This is a genomic window from Stenotrophomonas sp. SKA14 (assembly GCF_000158575.1).
In the GTDB taxonomy this organism is placed as follows: domain Bacteria; phylum Pseudomonadota; class Gammaproteobacteria; order Xanthomonadales; family Xanthomonadaceae; genus Stenotrophomonas; species Stenotrophomonas forensis.
The window spans coordinates 4922605-4941466 of sequence record NZ_DS999412.1 but is presented as its reverse complement, the minus strand read 5'-3'; the positions used below and the strand labels follow the sequence as shown (position 1 = coordinate 4941466).

The following is an 18862-nucleotide window of genomic DNA, read 5'->3' as shown; positions in this document are numbered from 1 at the left end:
ATCGAGCACGCCCGGCGCGGCCTCTGTATGGCCGCCTTGGCAGTGTTTCCGGCTGCCACAGCGCAGCCGGCCGACACCGCATCCCTCGATGCCGACGTCGCCGCAGTGGTCCGCGCCGAACATCTGCCGGGGCTGGCGATGGCGGTGGTCGAGAACGGACAGGTGGTCTATCGCCATGCCGAAGGCAAGCGCGGCGACGGTGGCCGCCTCGACGAGGACACGCTGTTCAAGATCGCCTCCAACAGCAAGGCGATGACCGCCGCGCTGCTGGCGCGGCTGGTGCAGCAGGGCAGGCTGCGCTGGGATGACCCAGTGCAGCGCTACCTGCCGCAATTCCGCATGCATGACGCATGGGTGGGCCAGCAGATGCAGGTGCGCGACCTGCTGATCCACAACAGCGGTCTCGGCCTGGGTGCGGGCGACCTGATGCTGTGGCCGGAGCCGAACTCCTTCACCCGCGCCGACATCATCGCCGGGCTGGCGCATTTGAAGCCGGTCAGCAGCTTCCGCAGCCATTACGCCTACGACAACCTGATGTACGTGGTGGCCGGCGAAGTAGCCGCTGCGGCCGGTGGCAAACCCTATGACCAGCTGATGCGCGAGCAGGTGTTCGAGCCACTGGGCATGGCACGCTGCCAGGTGGGGGAGTGGTCGGTGAAACGCGTGGGCAACGTGGCGCAGCCGCATGCCTGGCGTGGCGATCGCAACGAGGTGGTGAACGCCGATGGAGCTATCAGCCCTGACCTGCCCTCCATGGCTGCCGGTGGCATCCGCTGCTCGCTGCGCGACATGACGCGCTGGATGCAGGTGCTGCTGGACCCCGCGCTGGCGCCGGACTGGCTGGGTAGTGAACAGCGGCGCACGCTGTGGGCCCTGCACATGCCGATGCCGCTGGGCGAACGCCAGCGGCGCTGGGACAACGCGCACTTCTACGGCTACGGATACGGCTGGCGGGTGTCGGACATGGACGGTCAGTGGAAGGTGGCGCACACCGGCACGCTGTCGGGCATGTATTCGTCGCTGGCGCTGCTGCCCGACCGCAAAGTGGGTGTGGTGATGCTGATCAACGGCGAGGGCGAGGATGCGCGTACCGCGCTGATGCAGGCCATGCTGAAGCGCTTCACCGCACCCGATGAAGCGCGTCCGGCGATGGCCTACCTGGCCGAGCTGAAGGCTGACCAGGCCACGCGGGCGGCAACCGGCCATCAGCGGCCGACGACTTCGGATGCACGGCAGGCATCGGCTTCCGAGCTGCCACGCTGGCAAGGCCGCTACACCGACCCGTGGCTGGGCCCGGCCTCGCTGTGCCCGGGCAAGGACGGCCTGCGTTTCAGCGTGGACAAGTCGCCCAGGCTGCAGGCCACGGTGCTGCAGCTGCAGCTGCAGGGGCGCTGGCTGCTGCGCTGGGATACGCTGGGCGACGAAGCGCAGGCGTGGCTGCAGCCGGGCGAAGGCCTGTCGCCGACACTGGACCTGCGCGCCATCGATCCGGACATCGACTTCAGCTATGACTTCCAGGACCTGCATTTCACTCGTACTGGCGATTGCGCTGGCGGCGACCGCCAGCGGCGCTGAGTCGCCGCGCGTTTCAGCGGCCACAGATGCAGCCAGCGCCGGACTGGTGGAGATCCGCACGCTGTCGCCACACATCGACATGGATATCCGCTACGCCGGCGCCAACAACTTCACCGGCGCGCGCGTTCCCGGCTACGAGGCGCCTTCCTGCTATCTGCTGGCGCCAGTGGCGAAGGCACTGGCCCGGGTGGAGCAGGATCTGCGCGCAGATGGATGGGGCCTGCGGATCTACGACTGCTATCGGCCGGTGCGTTCGGTGCAGGCCTTCATGGCCTGGGTGAACGACCCGCGCGAGCTTTCGCGCAAGGCATTGCAGTACCCGGACCTGGACAAGCTGCGCCTGCTGGCCGACGGCTACATCGCCGAGCGTTCCGGCCACAGCCGCGGTGCCACCGTCGACCTCGGTCTGCTGGATTGCCGCAGCGGTACCTGCACGCCGTTGGACATGGGGACGGATTTCGATTTCTTCGGCCCGCGTGCGCATACGCAGGCGAGCGGGTTGAGCGAGGCGCAGCAGGCGAATCGACAGCGACTTGTCCGCGCGATGGCACGGCGCGGTTTCGTGAATTATCCGCAGGAGTGGTGGCACTACACGCTGCAGCCCGAACCGGACCCCGGCACCGCGTACGACGTCCCGGTGCGGTAGGGGCATCTGCAGGGCGCCGCCCTGCCGATACCCTTACACTGGCCGCCTTTCCACCGCTGCCCACCCGATGAACCTTCCCCTGCACTTCGGCCTGCTCGGCACCCTGGAAGCCGGCGCCATCGCCCTGCTGGTCGGCCTGCTGGTGTACTTCCTGTGGTCGCGCCTGTGCCGGCTGCTGCACTGGTCGGTGGGCCATGCGATCGGTTGGGCATGCGTCATCTCGGTGGTGATCTCCACCGGCATCGATGCATGGAAGCTGTTCTACATGGGCATCGTGCGGCTGGAGTCGCCGCTGTATGCGCGCCTGTTCCTGTCCACCATCCACGATCCGAACGAACTGGGCAGCCGCGTGGTGCTGGAAATCGCCGGTGCGCTGGCCGGTGTAGCCTTGGGATGGGTGATGTTCAGTTCGCGGTCATTGGAAAAAACCGTCGACTGACGCAGGTTTTTTGTTGCCTGCCGGTTAAATCCTGCTGCGCTGAATGCGCAGCTTATGCGCCGCTCACTCCGCCCTAACCAGCGTGCTAATGCATGCGCGCGGGCCGGTGGTTAATCGTGCGTGTGCACGCAGGTCGCACCGCAAAATCGATTCAGAAACGCGGTGGCAGGGTAGGTGCCGTGCGGAGACAACACGCCGCGCAACACCACCCAATCGGTAGGAGACACCCCTGATGACTATTCGCAACCGCAAGCCCCTGATCGCCCTGATCGTCGCCGCCGGCAGCGTGCTGGCCATCCCGGCGATGGCCCAGTCGGCCAAGCAGCAGGCCGCGCAGGCGCAGAACGAAGCCGCGCAGGCCCAGCAGGCGGCGGCACAGGCCGGGCAGGCGGCTGACCAGGCCACCAACGCGGCCGCAGCGGCCTCGGCACAGGCCAATGGCGGTGGCCAGACCTGGGCCAGCATCGATACCGATGGCAACGGCACCATCAGCAAGACCGAGGCACAGGTGAACGCCGGCCTCGCCCAGGTGTTCGACCAGGCCGATACCAACAAGGACGGCGAGTTGAGCGCCGATGAGTACAAGGCCTACGTGGCCGCCCAGCAGGCCGGTGCAGGTGCCGGCGCGGCGCAGGGCCGCTGATCCACACCTGATTCGGGAAAACCGGTGCATGGGGACCCGGGCGGCTACGGCCGCCCGGGTTTTTCCCGTTCACCGGGCCCCTGTATCCTTGGCGGATGAATACCCCCACGCCTGCGCCGTCGCGCGCCATCGGCCTGGTTGGTTTTGACGGTGACGACACGCTGTGGAAGAGCGAGGACTACTACCGCAAGGCCGAGCAGGATTACCTGGACCTGCTGTCGCGCTATGTCGACGTGCACGACACCCAGACCGCCCGCCACCTGCTGGAAGTGCAGCAGCGCAACCTGGCCGTGTTCGGCTATGGCGTGAAGGGCATGGTGCTGTCGATGATCGAAGCGGCCATCGACATCACCGGCCAGCGCATCGACGCCAAGGACATCCAGCGCATGCTGGACATCGGCCATGACACCCTGCGCCACCCGGTCGAGCTGATCGACGGCGTGCGCGCATCGGTGGCGGCCATTGCCGAACAGTACCCGGTGGTGCTGATCACCAAGGGCGATCTGTTCCATCAGGAAGCCAAGATCAAGGTGGCCAACCTGCGCGAGCTGTTCCCGCGCATCGAGATCGTCTCGGAGAAGGACCCGGAAACCTACGCGCGCGTGCTGGCCGAGTTCGACCTGCCGATGCAGCGCTTCGTGATGGTCGGCAACTCGCTGCGCTCGGACATCGAACCGGTGGTGACCCTTGGCGGTTGGGGCGTGCATACCCCGTATGCGGTGACCTGGGCCCACGAGACCCAGCACGGCGTGGCCGACGACGAACCGCGCATGGTCACTGCCGATACCGCCCATGATTGGCCGGCCGCGCTGGCGGCGATCGAGGCCAAGGCGGCTGCGGCGGCCTGACAGGGCCGGGCGGCTGCGGCAGAATCGGGGCATGAACGTCCGACTGCGCGCACTGATGCTGTCCCTGCTGCTGGCGCCGGCCACCGCGCTGGCCCAGCAGACCGCCGAGCGCTCGGCGGCCTACACCGTGGAAACCGGTGACAGTTGGGTGGATGCCCAGCTGCAGGACATCAACCATTACGCCGAACGCTATCCCGACGCCTTCCTCGACGAAGTATCGCGCTATGCCGGCGTGCCGCGCGGCTACATCAGCGCACTGTTCACCACCCACGGCTGGCAGGCCGGGGATATCTATTTCGCCTGTTTCTGGGCCAAGGCCAGCGGCCAGACCTGCCGCGACAGCGTGCGCGCCTTCAGCCAGAACCCGGAGGGCGGCTGGGAGGCGGTGGTCAAGCGCATGCCGCGCGCGCCGGACAACCTGCATTACCGAGCGGTGCGCCACGCCATCGTGGCCAGCTACCAGCACTGGGACCGGCCGATCACCCTCGATGCCACCCTGAAGCGCCAGCTGAAGCGGTAGTGCCGGCCGCTGGCCGGCAATTCCCATACTCCAGGCATCCAGAGGTTGCTGGCCAGCGGCCGGCACTACCGATTTCTTTCATGTTGCTCTGCATATCGCCGCCGCCGCGCGCTCCGGCGACAATACGGCTTCGAGCTGTTCCCCGTTCCCGTAATCGAGTGACTGATGAGCGCCTCTTTCGTTTCGCCTGATGTGATCCGCCGCCTGTTCGCCCAGGCCATGTCCCGCATGTACCGCACCGAAGTGCCGCTGTACGGCACGCTGGTGGAACTGGTGGAGCGGATCAACGCACAGGTGCTGGAGCAGGACCCGGCGCTGGCCGCGCAGCTGCAGCGCAACGACGAGCGCGCGCGCCTGGACGAGGAGCGCCATGGCGCGATCCGCGTCGGCACCGTGCAGGAACTGGCCACGCTGCGCCGCCTGTTCGCGGTGATGGGCATGTTCCCGGTCGGCTACTACGACCTGTCGGTGGCCGGCGTGCCGGTGCACTCCACCGCGTTCCGGCCGCTGACCGGTGCCGCGCTGGCGCAGAATCCGTTCCGCGTGTTCACCTCGCTGCTGCGCCTGGAACTGATCGAAGACGAAGCGCTGCGTGCCGAGTCCGCGCGCATCCTCGAGCGCCGCCGCATCTTCACCGAGGGCGCGCTGGCGCTGATCGACCAGGCCGAGCGTGACGGTGGCCTGTCGCAGGAAGATGCCGAACGTTTTGTCGAAGAAGCGCTGGAAACCTTCCGCTGGCATGGCGACGCCACCGTCGATCTGCCGACCTACCACGCCCTCAACAAGGCACACCGGCTGGTGGCCGATGTGGTCAGTTTCCGTGGCCCGCACATCAACCACCTGACCCCGCGCACGCTGGATATCGACGCGGCGCAGGCGGCGATGATCGGGCACGGCATGGCGGCCAAGGCGGTAATCGAAGGCCCGCCGCGCCGTGCCTGCCCGATCCTGCTGCGCCAGACCAGCTTCAAGGCACTGGAAGAAGCGGTGCATTTCCCGGACAGCGAAGGCGGCGATGCCGGCACGCATACCGCGCGCTTCGGCGAGATCGAACAGCGCGGGCTTGCGCTGACCCCGAAGGGCCGCGCGCTGTACGACCAGCTGCTGTCGCAGGCACGCGATGCCGGTGGCGAAGGCAGTACCGGTGGCGACTACGGCCAGCGCCTGCAGGCGGTGTTTGCCAGCTTCCCGGATGACCACGACACCCTGCGCCAGGAAGGCCTTGGCTATTACCGCTACCAGCTGACCGACGCCGGCCGCGCCGCGCCGGAACGCGTGGCCGATCTGCCGGCCGAAGTGCTGGTGGCCACCGGCCTGGCTACCGCCGACCCGATCGTCTACGAGGATTTCCTGCCGGTCAGCGCCGCGGGCATTTTCCAGTCGAACCTGGGCGGTGAAGAACAGCGCGCCTATGCCGCGCACGCCAACCGCGAGGCCTTCGAGCAGGCGCTGGGCGTGGCGGTGAACGACGAGTTCGAGATTTACGAGCGGCTGCAAGCCGAATCGCTGGCGGCGCTGCGCGCCGTTTGAGGGTAGTGCCGGCCGCTGGCCGGCAACGGGGGGAGCCGGCCAGCGGCCGGCTCTACCAGGGTCCCCGGGTCTCAGCCCTTCATGGTGCCGGTATCCAGCCAGCGCTGGTGCCACGACAGCGCTTCCGGTAGCAGGTGCGGGGTGTGCTTGCCGTAGCTCTCGCGGCTGGCACGGTCGAAGTAGTCCTGCAGCTGCGGGCGGAAATCCGGGTGCGCGCAGTTGTCGATCAGCACCTGCGCGCGCTTGCGCGGGGTCAGGCCACGCAGGTCGGCCAGGCCCTGCTCGGTCACGATCACCGACACGTCGTGCTCGGTGTGGTCGACGTGGCTGGCCATCGGCACGATCGCCGAAATGGTGCCGTTCTTGGCGGTGGACGGGCTCAGGAAGGCGGACAGGAAGCCGTTGCGGGCAAAGTCACCCGAACCGCCGATGCCGTTCATGATGCGCGTGCCCATCACGTGCGTCGAATTGACGTTGCCGTAGATGTCCACTTCGATCATGCCGTTCATGCCGATGCAGCCGAGGCGGCGCACCAGCTCCGGATGGTTGGAGATCTCCTGCGTGCGCATGATGATGCGCTCGCGGTAGAAATCGATGTGCTCCTTGAACGTCTCGTTGGCCTGCGGGCTCAGTGCGAAGCCGGTGCACGAGGCGTAGCTCAGCACGCCGTCGCGCAGCAGGTCGAGCATGCCGTCCTGGATCACCTCGGTGAACGCGGCCAGGTCGCGGAAACCACTCTTGGCCAGGCCGGCCAGCACCGCGTTGGGGATGTTGCCCACGCCCGACTGCAGTGGCAGCAGGTTCGGCGGCAGGCGGCCCTTCTTCACTTCGTGCTTGAGGAACTCGATCAGGTGCGAGGCGATCTGCTCGCTGGTCGCATCGATCGGGCTGAACGGGCTGTTGCGGTCCGGGCCGTTGGTGCGCACCACCGCCACGATCTTGTCCGGGTCGCAGCGCAGCGCGGTGTCACCGATGCGGTCGTTGGCGTTCACCAGCGGAATCGGCTTGCGGTGCGGCGGCAGCGCGGTGCCGTAGTAGATGTCATGCATGCCGTCGACGCCGGCCGGTTGCCATTCGTTGACCTCGACGATCACCTTCTTGGCCAGGTCCAGCCAGGTCTTGTTGTTGCCGACCGAGGTGGAGGGCACCAGCGAGCCGTCCTCGCGGATGGCCGACACTTCGATCACGGCGGTATCGATCTCGCCGTAGAAGCCGAACCACACGTGCTGGGCGACGTGGCTGAGGTGGATGTCGATGTAATCCAGCTTGCCCTCGTTGATGCGGTTGCGCGCATCCGGGTCGCTCTGGAACGGCATGCGCATGGCGATGCCATCGGCCTTGGCCAGCGCGCCATCGAGTTCCGGCGCGGTGGAGGCGCCGGTCATCAGCTTGATCTGGAAGGGATTGCCCTGGGCATGCACCGCTTCGATGCGGCGCGCCAGTTCGACGGGAACGGCCTTGGGATACCCGGAGCCGGTAAAGCCGCTCATGGCCACGGTTTCACCGGGCTGGATCAGCGCGGCTGCGGTCTCGGCGGAGACCACGCGGTCACGGAGACGCGCGTTGGCGATGCGATCAACAGACATGACGACAGTGTTTCTGGGGGGAAACCCGATTATCGGCCATCCTCATCCGTACGGGGGGTTCTACCTTCGTGGAATGGCTTTTCCCCGCCGGGGGCACCCATACCGGCCGGTTTTGTTTTGCAGTGCAGCGTGCAAAGTGCTTTCGCAGCCCGCACGATGGCCCTGCATCCCGACGTGGGGGAGGGAGCAGAGCCCGCTGGCAGTTCGCTGCAAGCGGGCTTTTTTATTGCCTGCTGTCCATTATGAATACGCGGCCTCCATTATCGGTAGTGCCGGCCGCTGGCCGGCAACCTCCGCACCCCTGCCGGCCAGCGGCCGGCACTACCGGGTCCGTTGCGCCCCGGCCGGGTCGATACAATCGGGCCATGACCCTCGCCCCCGCTGAACTGCCCGCTACCCTGCAGCCCCTTGTCGACCGTGCCCTGGCGCGCCTGGCCCAGGTCCTGCCCGAGCCGATCCCGCCCGACCTGCAGCCGCTGCTGACCCGGCTGGCGGTGGCCAGCGACTTTGCCCTCGATACGCTGGTGCGGCAGCCGGCCCTGCTGGCGCAGCTGGCTGCGCCCGCTTGCCCGCCGATTCCCGCACCGGTGCTCGACCCGCTGCAGCCCAGCGACTGGCCTTCACAGCTGCGGCGCTGGCGCACGGCGATGTCGACGCGGCTGATCTGGCGCGACTTGGCTGGGCTGGACGACGTGGCACAGACCCTGGCCGGCGCCACCACCCTGGCCGAGGACTGCCTGCGGCTAGCGCTGGACGCGCTGCAGCAGGAGTTCGCGCAACGCCACGGGGTCATCTGCGATGACCAGGGCCAGCCCATGCAGCTGGTGGTGTTCGGGCTCGGCAAGCTTGGCGGTGGCGAGCTCAACTTCAGTTCCGACATCGACCTGGTCTACGCCTACCCGCAGGGGGGCGAATCCGACGGCCCGCGCGCGCTGGCCGCCGAGGAGTACTTCGCCCGGCTCGGCCAGCGCCTGGCCAAACTGCTGGACGAAACCACCGTCGATGGTTTCAGCCACCGCGTCGACCTGCGCCTGCGCCCGTTCGGCAGCGCTGGCCGCGTTGCGCTGTCGTTCGCGGCGATGGACCAGTATTTCCAGCGCGAGGGCCGCGACTGGGAACGTTATGCGTGGCTGAAGGCGCGTGCCGTGGCCGGCGACATCGAGGCCGGCGAAGCGTGGCTGCAGACCCTGCGCCCGTTCGTATACCGCCGCTACCTGGATTTCACCGCGCTCGACGGCCTGCGCGAGATGAAGGCAGCGATCACCGCCGAAGTCGCGCGCCGCGAACTGCACGAGGACATCAAGCGCGGTGCCGGTGGCATCCGCGAGATCGAGTTCCTGTGCCAGGCACTGCAGCTGATCCGCGGCGGCCGTGAACCGGCGCTGCGCGAGCGCCGCCTGCTGGTGGCGCTGGAGGCACTGGTGGCGGCCGGGCAGATCGCGCCCGAGGATGGCAGCGCGCTGCGCGAGGCCTATCTGTTCCTGCGCAGGCTGGAAAACCGCCTGCAGATGCTGCGCGACGCACAGACCCATGTGCTGCCCAATGACGCGCTGGACCGCGAGCGCATCGCCGTCGGCCTGGGCTACCCGGACTGGGAAGTGCTGCGCGCGGCACTGGCCGCACAGCAGCAGCGGGTCAGTACTGAATTCGCCGCGCTGTTGGCACCGCGCAAGGGCCAGGCCGCTCCGGATGCGTTGGCCAACTACTGGCGCAGCCTGCCCGACGGCAGCAATGCGCCGCTGCTGGCCGAAGCCGGTTTCCTCGATGCCAACGGCGCCGACCAGTCGCTGCGCGATTTCGCCCAGGGCACCGGTGTGAAGTCGTTGTCCGATGCCGCGCGTGCGCGCCTGGACCGCGTGCTGCCGGCGCTGCTGCATGCGGCCACACGCTCGCCGCAGCCCGATGCCGCGCTCAAGCGCGTGCTCGGCCTGCTGCAGGCGGTGCTGCGCCGGACCAGTTATCTGGCGCTGCTGGACGAACAGCCCAGCGCGTTGGCGCGGCTGGTCGATGTGCTGGCGCGCAGTGCGCTGCTGGCCGAGCGGCTGGCCGCCTATCCGCTGCTGCTGGATGAGCTGCTGGACGTGCGCGTGTCCGGGCCGATGCCCGATGCCGCCGGCATGCTGGCCGAGTGCCAGCAGGTGCTGGCGGTGGAAGACCCCGAATCGGCGTTGCGCTGGCTCAACGAGACGCGGCTGGCGCTCAGCTTCCGCATGGCGATGGCCACGCTGGATGGCCGCCAGGGCGCGGTGGACAGCACGCGGCAACTGGCCGAGCTGGCACAGGCGGTGGTGGTCACCGTGCTGGCGATGGCCGAGGCGGACATGCGCGCCGCGCACGGCGAGATTCCCGGTGGGCGCTTCGCGATCATCGGCTATGGCAGCCTTGGCGGCCTCGAGCTGGGCTTCGGTTCCGATCTGGATCTGGTGTTCCTGCACGACAACCCGGCCGGGGTGGACGCCAGCGATGGCGCGCGCCCGCTGGAGCCGGGGCGCTGGTATGCGCGCCTGGCACAAAAGGTGATGGCGCTGCTTGGCGCGGTCACCGCCGCCGGCCGCCTGTACGACATCGACGTGCGCCTGCGCCCGGATGGCGGCAAGGGTTCGCTGGTGTCTTCGTTGGCCAGTTACACCGACTACCAGCGCGAACGCGCATGGACATGGGAACACCAGGCACTGGTGCGCGCGCGTGGCGTGGCCGGCGATGCCAGCCTGCTGGCCGACTTCGAGCAGGTGCGTGCGCAGACGTTGGGTCGCGAACGTGATGCCGGTGTGCTGTATGCCGACGTGCTGAAGATGCGTGGGCGCATGCGTACCGAACTGGACCGCAGCGATGCCGCGCGACTGGACCTGAAGCAGGGCGCCGGTGGCGTGGTGGACCTGGAGTTCCTGCTGCAGACCGGCGTGCTGGCGCGCAGTGCGCAGGTGCCGGCGCTGCTCGAGCCGCGCGACACGCCGTCGTTGATCGACGCGCTGGGCGCCGCCGGTTTCCTGCCCGATGCCACCGCGCAGGCGCTGCACACCGCGCACGCAACGTTGCTGGAGGTTGGCCTGGCCTGCACGCTGGATCGACGCCCACGGCTGGCACCGACCACCCCGGCCATTGAAGAGGCCTGCGCGGCGATCACTTCGGCGTGCGTTGAAGCGAAGCTGCCGTTCGCCTGACAGGCAGCGATGGCTGGGCAATGGCCCGCTTCTGGTGTGTGCCGACCTTGGTTGGCACAGGCCATCAGGTTCCATGACCCCGGCAACAGCGTGCCAACCAAGGTTGGCACCCACCGAATCATTTCTCCCACCGGATCAATGGCCTCGCCGATACCCCGCTTCTGGTGGGTGCCAACCTTGGTTGGCACAATCCACCAGCGTTCATGACCCCGGCAACAGCGTGCCAACCAAGGTTGGCACCTACCAGAGCAACGGCCCGGCGATGACCCGCTGTTGGTAGATGCCAACCTTGGTTGGCACGAATGCAAAGTGCCAACCAAGGTTGGCACCCACCAGAGAAGTGCGGTCAGCTGGTGGCGCGCAGCGGCGCCATCTTCCACAGCAGCGCGCGGAACGGGGCCAGCAAGCACACGCCGATCGCCAGCTTCACCGCCAGGTCGCCGGCGGCCCAGCTCACCCACGGCAGGGTGGAACCGGCAAACGCGATCGACCAGAAAATGGTGGTATCCACGGTGGCACTGCAGGTGGTGGCTACCATCGGTGCGCGCCACCAGCTGCCGCGGCGCAGGCGATCGAACACGGTGATGTCCAGCAGCTGTGCCACGATGAACGCCGAGCACGAAGCAATGGCGATGCGCGGCGTGGCCACCCAGATCGACAGAAGCACCGCCACCAGGAAACCGATCCACGCCACGCGGCGGGCCGGGCCCGGGCCGAAGCGGCGATTGATCAGGTTGCTGACCAGGAACGCGACCGGATAACTGAAGGCGCCCCAGGTCAGCCAGTCATTGATCGGGTACTGCACCAGTACGTTGGACAGCAGCACCACCGCGCCCATCGCCAGCACCGCCAGCACCAGGGCGCGCGGGGTCAGCGGGGCAAACACAGGGGCAGGACGCACGGACATGGCGAGCCAGGGGAACCAGGGGGGGGGGGGATCGCCCATTATCCGCCCGGCCCGCGGCAAATCCAAAACCGGTCGTTCAGTTTTACAGCGCTTCGCTCATCACATCGCCAGCGGCATACGCGGTCGGCACGTACGCCAGGGTCTGGCCCTGTGCGCTCTTCACGTTCCAGCCGGCGCCGGCCTCGGTGGGGTCGAAATGCACCTGCTGGCCCACCACGAAGGCGGCCGTCGGGTTTTCGCCCTCTGGCTGCACGGTCCAGCGCAGGGTGGCCGTATGGTCGGCCTTGTCCGGCACCTGCAGCTGCACCTGGCGCTCGCCCTCCGGCGTGGTCTCCACCTTCTTCACTTCCATCGGCGGCAACGGTACCGCCTTGGTGCGGGTGGCCTTGCCGTTGCGCTCGCTGGCCTTGAAGGGCGCCTTGGACAGTTCCGACAGGCCCATCGAGGCCGCCATCGGCAGCGACAGCACCACGAACGAGGTCACGATCACGCTGGCCTGGCTGCTGTTCAACTGCGGCGCAGCGCCCGCCTGGACGGTGGGCACCAGCAATGCGGAAAGCAGCAGGGCAGAGGCAGGAACGCGCAGGCAACGGAACATGGGACCTCCTGGTCGCCAGAAAAAGGGGATGAAATTCACGGGGTGGCCGCGGCCGCACCGGCCACCGGCACATGGGGAATCACCAGTTCCTGCTGCAGCTGGCTGCGCTGGTGCAGGAAGTCGAACACCGATTCCACCGTCACCACCGAGTAGTTGCCGGAGATGCGTTCGCCGGCCGGGTGATCGGTGGTGGTGGCGTTGGCCACGAACAGGCGCGCACCCACGCGCTTGCCCAGGCCGATGTGCAGCACGCTGGGTTGGTACTTCTGCTGGCGCAGCCACTGCTGCGCCTGTTCGCGCTTGACGATGGCCGGTGCACCTTCGCTCTGCGCCATCGCCGCGGCCAGCACTTCCAGCACCCACTGGTTGGAGTTCTGGTAGTCGGTGGCGAACGGATAGGCGACCACGTTGTATTTCGTCTCGTGCAGCGCCTTTGGCTGGATCGAGGGCGATACCAGCATCGCCCGCAGTGCCGCGCGCAGCGGCGCGGACGGCACGCCGATGCGCAGATCAGTATGGCCACCGCTCTCGCCGACGAAGTTGCCCAGGCCCTCGTGGTACAGCTGCGAGCTGTCGGTCTTGCAGCGGTTGAGCAGGTGCATCGCGCGCCAGCGGCCGTCGTCCTCGCGCAGCAGGAAGGCCAGGTGGCTGTGGCGCAGGCCGTAGCGGCTCAGGTCCTGGCCACCGCGCGCGGCCACCACCACATCCACATCGGGCAGTGCATCCAGGCGTTCGGCGGTAGTCCAGGCCACGTCCAGCATGGCGGCCTGTGCGGCCATGCTGGGGTAGCGCTCGCGGCACTCGGTGCTGTTGGCCCAGGCCGCTGCGGTTGCCAGCAGGCTGGCGGTCAGCAGCGCGGCGCGCGGCAGGCGATAGAAACGATCCATGTCAGTACCTTCAACGGCGGTCAGGGCCGCGTGCCGATCATACGCCGGTCAGCGCAGCGGGCGGTCCACGCCCTTGCGCTTGAGTTCCTTGTCGCAGGCGTCGCTGATCGGGGCCACCGGCAACGGCGGGCGCTGGCCTTTGGGATCGCGCAGCGCCGGTTGTTCGCGGTACGCGTCCAGCTGCTGCTGGCATTGGTAGGAGATCGGGTCCAGCTCGGTGGGCGACGTGGAGCACGCGGCGAGCAGGGCCAGCGGCAGCAGGAGCAGGGTGCGCATGAAGGCGTTCAGTCCAAGGGGGGACACCGGACTCTAACCGTGCAGGCACATCGAGATGTTCAAAAAGCGCTGGGCGATCGGGTAGTGCCGGCCGCTGGCCGGCAACTGCAGAGTCTTCGGTAATGCTTGCCGCGCTGCCGGCCAGCGGCCGGCACTACCTTGATGCCAGGCGCTGCTTCACCTCGGCCGCGATCCGCGCGGTTTCGCGCAGTGGTTCGATGCGGTCGTAGTGCCAGTCCAGCCAGCGTTCCTGCAACCGGCCGCGTTCGCGCAGCTGCTGCTGGAAGCGCGCCAGCCGTCCCTGCGCGGTATCGGCCAGTGCCACCCGCACCGGCATGCGCGTGGCGCAGGCTTCAGAGAGCAGGTTCACCGAATCCGGCGAGACCACCACGCGGTTGGCCCAGCCGAGCAGGCCGCCATACGGATTCACTCCGTCGCCGCCATCGCCCCAGATCACATGGGGCAGGTCGGCGAAGGTCGCACGCAGGATCTCGGCCAAGGCGGGTGGCGTGCGTCGCGACGTGGTGGCCAGCAGGCTGCCTCCCTCGCTGCGGATCTGCTCGGCCAGGGCGCGGAACACGCCGACCATCGCGGGTTCGTCCCACGGCGCCAGCGGTGTTGGCCCACCCACCAGCAATGCAGTGCGCGGGCCGGGCAGGGTACTGAAGCCGGCGAACGCGGCGCGTCCCCACGCCAGCCAGTCATCGTCCACCGGGTTGAGGCTGCCGAGCAGGGTCAGCACGTTGCTGCCGCGCAGGGTGTCGTGTTCGGGCACCACCACCACATCCCAATGACGGGCACTGATGCGCGGATCGAGGATCTGCACCACCTGGCTGCCGCGCGCACGCAGCACGCGCAGGGCGCCAGCGGCCTGGCGGCCACAGCCGATCGCCAGCGCCGGCGCCTCGGCGGTCAGTGTCGCGAAGGCCTCGCCATAGCCGTTCACATCGCCGGGCAACCGCCGCGGCGACAGCCAGCGCCACGGCGCGCGTGGCTGCAGCACCAGCGGCCGATGGGTGCCTTGGCGCAGTGCCGAGGCCAGCGCGACCGCCTGGCGGACATTGCCCGCGCGGCCGTCAGTGACCGTCCAGGGTGCGCTCGATCGTTTCACCATTGGCATTAATTCGTTTCAGCCCTGCTGGGTGTTGCAACAGTCGCGACACTCTACACTGCGGCTCGTCGATTCGCCCCGCGCCGCCCGCGGGCACTGACTTCCCTTCGCCGCCCTGGAGATCCACCGATGTCCCACGCGCTCGACGCTGCTGCCCTCGATCAGCTGTTCCGCACTGCCCGTACCCAGAACGCTTTCCTCGACAAGCCGGTTCCGGCCAGCCTGCTGCAGGAACTGTACGACCTGGTGAAGTGGGGCCCGACCGCGGCCAACACCACGCCGGCCCGCTTCGTCTTCGTCACCTCGAAGGAAGCCAAGGCCAAGCTGGCCCCGGCCCTGTCCGAAGGCAACCATGACAAGACCATGGCCGCCCCGGTCACCGTCATCATCGGCTTCGACCTGGACTTCCACGAAAAGCTGCCTTACCTGTTCCCGCACGCCGATGCCAAGTCCTGGTTCGACGGCCCGCAGGAAGGCCGTCACGAAGCCGCCATCCGCAACGGCAGCCTGCAGGGCGCCTACCTGATCCTGGCCGCGCGCGCGCTGGGCCTGGATGCCGGCCCGATGTCCGGCTTCGATGCGGCCAAGGTGGACGAAGCCTTCTTCGCCGGTACTTCGATCAAGTCGAATTTCCTGGTCAACCTGGGTTACGGTGACCCGGCGGGCCTGTTCCCGCGTCTGCCGCGCCTGTCGTTCGACGAAGCGGCGCGCATCGCGTAAGTCGCTGTATCGGTTTCGGGCCGTCACCTTGGCGGCCCCTGTTGCACCCACCCTACGATCCGGAGAGTTCCTCAGATGAGCGCCACCCGTAAACTGCTGCTGCCGCTGGCCCTGACCCTGGCCATCGCCGCCTGCTCCAAGCCGGCCGACACCGCTGCCCCGGCTGCTGATGCTGCTGCCCCGGCCACCACCGAACAGGCCGCTGCCCCGGCTGCTCCGGCCGCCGATGCTGCCGCTGCCGCCCCGGCTGCCGAAGCGATCAAGATCGCCTCGGGCACCTACAAGCTGGACCCGAGCCACACCGACGTGCTGGCGCAGTGGAGCCACTTCGGCTTCTCCCACCCGAGCGCACACTTCGGCAATGTTGAAGGCACCCTGGTGTACAACGCCGAAGACGTGACCAAGTCCACCGTGGAAGTGAAGCTGCCGCTGAGCGGCCTGAACAGCTTCACCGCCAAATTCGACGAGCACCTGAAGAGCGCCGACTTCTTCGACGCCGCCAAGTTCGCCGATGCCACCTTCAAGAGCACCAAGGTGGAAGCGGCCGGCACCAACAAGCTGACCGTCACCGGCGACCTGACCATCAAGGGCATCACCAAGCCGGTCACCCTGGACGTCACCGTCAATGGCGGCGGCGAGCACCCGATGGCCAAGGTTCCGGCCGCCGGCTTCGATGCCACCACCACGCTGAAGCGCAGCGATTTCGGCGTCGGCGCCTACGCCCCGAACGTCAGCGATGAAGTGAAGATCCGCATCACCACCGAAGCCACCGGCGAAAAGCCGGCCGCTTGATGCACCCAACTCACTCGTCGTGAGAAGGCAGAAGGCCCGCTGGAAAGCGGGCCTTCTTTTTTGGGTTCCGGTAGAGCCGGCCGCTGGCCGGCTGCACGCGAGGAACCCGATGCCGATGGGGTTGCCGGCCAGCGGCCGGCACTACCCGGTAGGTGCCAACCTGCATTGGGTGGGTGCGGACCGTTGGTCCGCACGATCCCTCAGCGCAGCGCGCCCAACCACGCCGCACACGCCTCGCTCGGGCTCTGCTTGGCCTTCACCGCCAGCCCGCTCACGCGCACGAAGGTCTGCGCGGCCTGCGCCACCACCTGGCGTGCGATCAACGCCGCCTGCTTGGTCGCGGCCTGCTGCTTGCGCAGCTGCACGATGTTGATCGACGGCCGGCCGACCGGTGCGTACTTCTGGTCGCGGCGCAGCACGTCGGCCACCTGCCCCACTTCGAATTCGGCCTGCAGGTAGCGGTGCTGCGCTTCCACCAGCTCACGCAGCGGCGCACGCAGGGCGGCGGTGTCGGCGAAGGCAGCCAGCGCGGCATCGCAGGCGGCGTCATCGGCGAAGCGGGTACGCAGCGCATCCACGCTGGCCAGGGTCAGTTTGGCCATGTGGGCCTCGTTGCTGCAGGAAAGGAGCGCGATTGTCGCATTGCTGGCCCGCTTGTGCGGACCAACGGTCCGCACCTACCGAAGGCGGAGCCGCCGAGCGTGGGCTCAGCTCTACAATAGGCTGTTGTTTCACCCACGGAAGGAAGACCCATGCAGGACGCGCAGTACTGGTTGAACGAATTCTGGACGGGCCTGAGCCTGCTCGATCTGCTGGGCGGCAGTGTGCTCGGCACACTGCTCGGCCTGGCGCTGGGCATCCTCGGCTGGCGCTGGCTGCACCGCCGTGGTTGGCTGCAGCGGCGCACGCGCTGGCATCACTGGCTGCTGGCCAGCTATGTGGTGCTGCTGCCGCTGGCCACCGCCTTCCTCGGCCTGCAGCTCGGCTTCACCGCCGGCGCGCACCGCGCGCTGTTCAAGCAGCTCGATCATTTCCAGCCGCACCTGCAGACCCTGGTGGAGGGCTGGAGCGAAGGCTTCACCGATTCGCTGGACGACCCGCGCATGCGCGAGGCCCTGCGCAGCCAGGGCACGGTGGGCGATGTCGCCGATATCGTGGCCTCGGCCTACCTCAGCGAGCATCCGCTGCCCGGCCTCGACCGCCTCGGCAACGGCCCATTGGCGCGCGGCGTCGGCTGGGTGATCGGCAAGGTACGCGAGGGCCTGCTGCGCGGCATGGTGGAAGACACGCTGGTGGACAAGGCAGGGACGCTCGGCCTGGAACCCAAGGTGGTGCGTGAGGCGCTGACCATGCACGTCGATGAGCTGCTGCACACGCGGGGCGTGCTGCGGCTGGTGAAGGCGCAGATCAACGGCATGATGCCCGGCGTGTACTTCGGGCTGCTGTTGCCGCTGCTGGTCATTGCGCTGCTGGTAGCGCTGGAGATCTGGGCCGCGCGGCGTTTCGGGTGGACGCGTCAGGTGGCGCCCAGCGCGGTAGTGCCGGCCGCTGACCGGCAGCTGCAGGTTCCTGCCGAGGGTTCATGAGGTTGCCGGCCAGCGGCCGGCACTACCCCCAGGCGACCGCCGATGGCCCCCTGTAGAGTCGAGCCACGCTCGACTCATCGCGCGGCAGGTGGCATCCAGCGCGGTAGTGCCGGCCGCTGGCCGGCAGCTGCAGGTTCCTGCCGAGGGTTGATGAGGTTGCCGGCCAGCGGCCGGCACTACCCGTCAAAGAGTGTGCGGACCAACGGTCCGCACCCACCTTCTTTTGGTCAATCGCCGTCGGTTTCGTCCGGGTGGGCCTTCCAGTAGCCGGTCGAGCGGATCCAGTCGCGCGGCACGCCCAGGTGGCCTTCGATGAACTTGCGCATCATCCGCGCGCGACGCGATTCGGTGGCGATCCAGTAGAAGACATCGCCGTCCGGCGCTTCGAAGTCGGTCAGCATGTCTTCCAGCAGCGTGCTGCTGGCCGCCGGGAAGCCGTTGCGCTCCAGCCAATGGATGCGCACGTTCTCGTACTGCGGCAGGTCCTGGCGTTCGGCTTCATCGCTCACTTCGATAAAGGCCTGCACCTCGGCGCCGTCCGGCAGCACGTCCAGCCAGCGGGCGATGGCCGGCAGCGCGGTTTCATCGCCGATCAGCACATAGGCGTCGTAGCTGTCGGCCACCACGAACGAGCCGCGCGGGCCGCCGATCACCAGCACGTCGCCGGCCTGCGCCTGCTCGGCCCACGGCCCGGCAATGCCCTGGTCGTGCAGCACGAAGTCGATGGCCAGCTCGCCGGTTTCGTGGTCCCACCAGCGCGGGGTGTAGTCGCGGGCCGGCGAATGCTCCTTGCCTTCCGGGTAGCGCGGGCCTTCGGCGGTCATGGTCGGCAGCACCATCTCGCCGCTGCTGTTGGGGAAGAACAGCTTGATGTGGTCGTCGGCGCCGGGCGAATCGAAACCGGCCAGATCGTCGCCACCCAGCACCACGCGGCGCATGTGCGGGGTGACTTCCTCGGTGCGCAGCACGGTCAGTTCACGGAAGCGCACATCCAGGCGCAGGCGCGTGTTGTTGTGTTCGGTCATGGGGATACCTGT

Annotated in this window: 19 protein-coding genes; 11 read left to right on the top strand and 8 right to left on the bottom strand. The window is 68.0% G+C overall.

Annotation, left to right across the window (positions count from 1 at the left end; translation table 11 throughout):
• Nucleotides 1-27 precede the first annotated feature (27 nt).
• From SSKA14_RS22600 to SSKA14_RS22570, 7 genes are all read left to right on the top strand, one after another.
• Nucleotides 28-1575 carry a serine hydrolase domain-containing protein gene (locus tag SSKA14_RS22600; RefSeq protein ID WP_040009087.1) on the top strand — a complete coding sequence of 516 codons (1548 nt, stop codon included), beginning with the start codon at nucleotides 28-30 and terminating at the stop codon, nucleotides 1573-1575.
• Nucleotides 1508-2221 carry a M15 family metallopeptidase gene (locus SSKA14_RS22595; RefSeq protein WP_040009085.1) on the top strand — a complete coding sequence of 238 codons (714 nt, stop codon included), beginning with the start codon at nucleotides 1508-1510 and terminating at the stop codon, nucleotides 2219-2221. Before SSKA14_RS22600 ends, SSKA14_RS22595 begins: the two co-directional genes overlap by 68 nt.
• Nucleotides 2222-2288: 67 nt before the next feature.
• Nucleotides 2289-2660, top strand: a complete 372-nt coding sequence (locus SSKA14_RS22590; RefSeq protein WP_004153927.1) for a hypothetical protein — start codon at nucleotides 2289-2291, stop codon at nucleotides 2658-2660.
• A 232-nt stretch (nucleotides 2661-2892) separates the two neighbouring features.
• Nucleotides 2893-3303 (top strand): EF-hand domain-containing protein, encoded by a 411-nt coding sequence (locus SSKA14_RS22585; protein WP_008268692.1) that lies wholly within the window; start codon nucleotides 2893-2895, stop codon nucleotides 3301-3303.
• A gap of 95 nt (nucleotides 3304-3398) precedes the next feature.
• Nucleotides 3399-4151 (top strand): HAD family hydrolase, encoded by a 753-nt coding sequence (locus SSKA14_RS22580; protein WP_008264489.1) that lies wholly within the window; start codon nucleotides 3399-3401, stop codon nucleotides 4149-4151.
• Nucleotides 4152-4182: 31 nt separating this feature from the next.
• On the top strand, nucleotides 4183-4671 hold the full coding sequence (locus tag SSKA14_RS22575; RefSeq protein WP_008264572.1) for a hypothetical protein: 489 nt from the start codon (nucleotides 4183-4185) through the stop codon (nucleotides 4669-4671).
• Between the two features lie 165 nt (nucleotides 4672-4836).
• Entirely contained in the window at nucleotides 4837-6201 is a 1365-nt protein-coding gene (locus SSKA14_RS22570; RefSeq protein ID WP_008268202.1) for a VOC family protein, read from the top strand.
• A 71-nt stretch (nucleotides 6202-6272) separates the two neighbouring features.
• Here SSKA14_RS22570 and SSKA14_RS22565 read toward each other — a convergent pair whose 3' ends face one another.
• Nucleotides 6273-7787, bottom strand: a complete 1515-nt coding sequence (locus tag SSKA14_RS22565; protein ID WP_008266494.1) for an acetyl-CoA hydrolase/transferase family protein — start codon at nucleotides 7785-7787, stop codon at nucleotides 6273-6275.
• A gap of 365 nt (nucleotides 7788-8152) precedes the next feature.
• Between SSKA14_RS22565 and glnE the strand changes: the two genes are divergently transcribed.
• Nucleotides 8153-10948, top strand: coding sequence for a bifunctional [glutamate--ammonia ligase]-adenylyl-L-tyrosine phosphorylase/[glutamate--ammonia-ligase] adenylyltransferase (glnE, locus tag SSKA14_RS22560; protein WP_008265785.1), 2796 nt, complete (start codon nucleotides 8153-8155; stop codon nucleotides 10946-10948).
• A gap of 346 nt (nucleotides 10949-11294) precedes the next feature.
• Here the strand turns inward: glnE and SSKA14_RS22555 are convergent, their stop codons facing one another.
• From SSKA14_RS22555 to SSKA14_RS22535, 5 genes are all read right to left on the bottom strand, one after another.
• A complete protein-coding gene (locus tag SSKA14_RS22555) occupies nucleotides 11295-11855 on the bottom strand; it encodes a queuosine precursor transporter (RefSeq protein ID WP_040009082.1) in 561 nt (186 codons plus the stop codon).
• A gap of 82 nt (nucleotides 11856-11937) precedes the next feature.
• Nucleotides 11938-12453 carry a hypothetical protein gene (locus SSKA14_RS22550; protein ID WP_008267321.1) on the bottom strand — a complete coding sequence of 172 codons (516 nt, stop codon included), beginning with the start codon at nucleotides 12451-12453 and terminating at the stop codon, nucleotides 11938-11940.
• Between the two features lie 35 nt (nucleotides 12454-12488).
• The gene (locus SSKA14_RS22545) at nucleotides 12489-13340 is read right to left on the bottom strand and encodes a DUF2145 domain-containing protein (protein WP_008267187.1); all 852 of its coding nucleotides are present in this window, start codon (nucleotides 13338-13340) and stop codon (nucleotides 12489-12491) included.
• Between the two features lie 48 nt (nucleotides 13341-13388).
• Nucleotides 13389-13616: a hypothetical protein gene (locus tag SSKA14_RS22540; protein WP_008266793.1), complete on the bottom strand. Its 228-nt coding sequence runs from the start codon at nucleotides 13614-13616 to the stop codon at nucleotides 13389-13391.
• Nucleotides 13617-13770: 154 nt separating this feature from the next.
• Nucleotides 13771-14730, bottom strand: a complete 960-nt coding sequence (locus SSKA14_RS22535; RefSeq protein WP_040009079.1) for a mitochondrial fission ELM1 family protein — start codon at nucleotides 14728-14730, stop codon at nucleotides 13771-13773.
• Between the two features lie 126 nt (nucleotides 14731-14856).
• Here SSKA14_RS22535 and SSKA14_RS22530 point away from each other — a divergent pair, with 126 nt between their 5' ends.
• On the top strand, nucleotides 14857-15447 hold the full coding sequence (locus SSKA14_RS22530) for a malonic semialdehyde reductase (RefSeq protein ID WP_008268385.1): 591 nt from the start codon (nucleotides 14857-14859) through the stop codon (nucleotides 15445-15447).
• 75 nt (nucleotides 15448-15522) lie between these two features.
• The gene (locus SSKA14_RS22525; protein ID WP_008267283.1) at nucleotides 15523-16239 is read left to right on the top strand and encodes a YceI family protein; all 717 of its coding nucleotides are present in this window, start codon (nucleotides 15523-15525) and stop codon (nucleotides 16237-16239) included.
• Between the two features lie 200 nt (nucleotides 16240-16439).
• On the opposite strand, the gene SSKA14_RS22520 is transcribed toward SSKA14_RS22525, so the two are convergent.
• The gene (locus tag SSKA14_RS22520) at nucleotides 16440-16841 is read right to left on the bottom strand and encodes a hypothetical protein (RefSeq protein WP_008265571.1); all 402 of its coding nucleotides are present in this window, start codon (nucleotides 16839-16841) and stop codon (nucleotides 16440-16442) included.
• A 150-nt stretch (nucleotides 16842-16991) separates the two neighbouring features.
• Between SSKA14_RS22520 and SSKA14_RS22515 the strand changes: the two genes are divergently transcribed.
• Nucleotides 16992-17825 (top strand): hypothetical protein, encoded by an 834-nt coding sequence (locus tag SSKA14_RS22515; protein WP_008268272.1) that lies wholly within the window; start codon nucleotides 16992-16994, stop codon nucleotides 17823-17825.
• Nucleotides 17826-18052: 227 nt separating this feature from the next.
• On the opposite strand, the gene SSKA14_RS22510 is transcribed toward SSKA14_RS22515, so the two are convergent.
• Nucleotides 18053-18850, bottom strand: coding sequence for a siderophore-interacting protein (locus tag SSKA14_RS22510; protein ID WP_008268806.1), 798 nt, complete (start codon nucleotides 18848-18850; stop codon nucleotides 18053-18055).
• Nucleotides 18851-18862: the final 12 nt, after the last annotated feature.

Bases quoted from the DNA above. Each gene is read 5' to 3' on its own strand.
- SSKA14_RS22600 (WP_040009087.1), top strand. From the start codon at position 28: ATGGCCGCCTTGGCAGTGTTTCCGGCTGCCACAGCGCAGCCGGCCGAC.
- SSKA14_RS22595 (WP_040009085.1), top strand. From the start codon at position 1,508: ATGACTTCCAGGACCTGCATTTCACTCGTACTGGCGATTGCGCTGGCG.
- SSKA14_RS22590 (WP_004153927.1), top strand. From the start codon at position 2,289: ATGAACCTTCCCCTGCACTTCGGCCTGCTCGGCACCCTGGAAGCCGGC.
- SSKA14_RS22585 (WP_008268692.1), top strand. From the start codon at position 2,893: ATGACTATTCGCAACCGCAAGCCCCTGATCGCCCTGATCGTCGCCGCC.
- SSKA14_RS22580 (WP_008264489.1), top strand. From the start codon at position 3,399: ATGAATACCCCCACGCCTGCGCCGTCGCGCGCCATCGGCCTGGTTGGT.
- SSKA14_RS22575 (WP_008264572.1), top strand. From the start codon at position 4,183: ATGAACGTCCGACTGCGCGCACTGATGCTGTCCCTGCTGCTGGCGCCG.
- SSKA14_RS22570 (WP_008268202.1), top strand. From the start codon at position 4,837: ATGAGCGCCTCTTTCGTTTCGCCTGATGTGATCCGCCGCCTGTTCGCC.
- SSKA14_RS22565 (WP_008266494.1), bottom strand. From the start codon at position 7,787: ATGTCTGTTGATCGCATCGCCAACGCGCGTCTCCGTGACCGCGTGGTC.
- glnE (WP_008265785.1), top strand. From the start codon at position 8,153: ATGACCCTCGCCCCCGCTGAACTGCCCGCTACCCTGCAGCCCCTTGTC.
- SSKA14_RS22555 (WP_040009082.1), bottom strand. From the start codon at position 11,855: ATGTCCGTGCGTCCTGCCCCTGTGTTTGCCCCGCTGACCCCGCGCGCC.
- SSKA14_RS22550 (WP_008267321.1), bottom strand. From the start codon at position 12,453: ATGTTCCGTTGCCTGCGCGTTCCTGCCTCTGCCCTGCTGCTTTCCGCA.
- SSKA14_RS22545 (WP_008267187.1), bottom strand. From the start codon at position 13,340: ATGGATCGTTTCTATCGCCTGCCGCGCGCCGCGCTGCTGACCGCCAGC.
- SSKA14_RS22540 (WP_008266793.1), bottom strand. From the start codon at position 13,616: ATGCGCACCCTGCTCCTGCTGCCGCTGGCCCTGCTCGCCGCGTGCTCC.
- SSKA14_RS22535 (WP_040009079.1), bottom strand. From the start codon at position 14,730: ATGGTGAAACGATCGAGCGCACCCTGGACGGTCACTGACGGCCGCGCG.
- SSKA14_RS22530 (WP_008268385.1), top strand. From the start codon at position 14,857: ATGTCCCACGCGCTCGACGCTGCTGCCCTCGATCAGCTGTTCCGCACT.
- SSKA14_RS22525 (WP_008267283.1), top strand. From the start codon at position 15,523: ATGAGCGCCACCCGTAAACTGCTGCTGCCGCTGGCCCTGACCCTGGCC.
- SSKA14_RS22520 (WP_008265571.1), bottom strand. From the start codon at position 16,841: ATGGCCAAACTGACCCTGGCCAGCGTGGATGCGCTGCGTACCCGCTTC.
- SSKA14_RS22515 (WP_008268272.1), top strand. From the start codon at position 16,992: ATGCAGGACGCGCAGTACTGGTTGAACGAATTCTGGACGGGCCTGAGC.
- SSKA14_RS22510 (WP_008268806.1), bottom strand. From the start codon at position 18,850: ATGACCGAACACAACAACACGCGCCTGCGCCTGGATGTGCGCTTCCGT.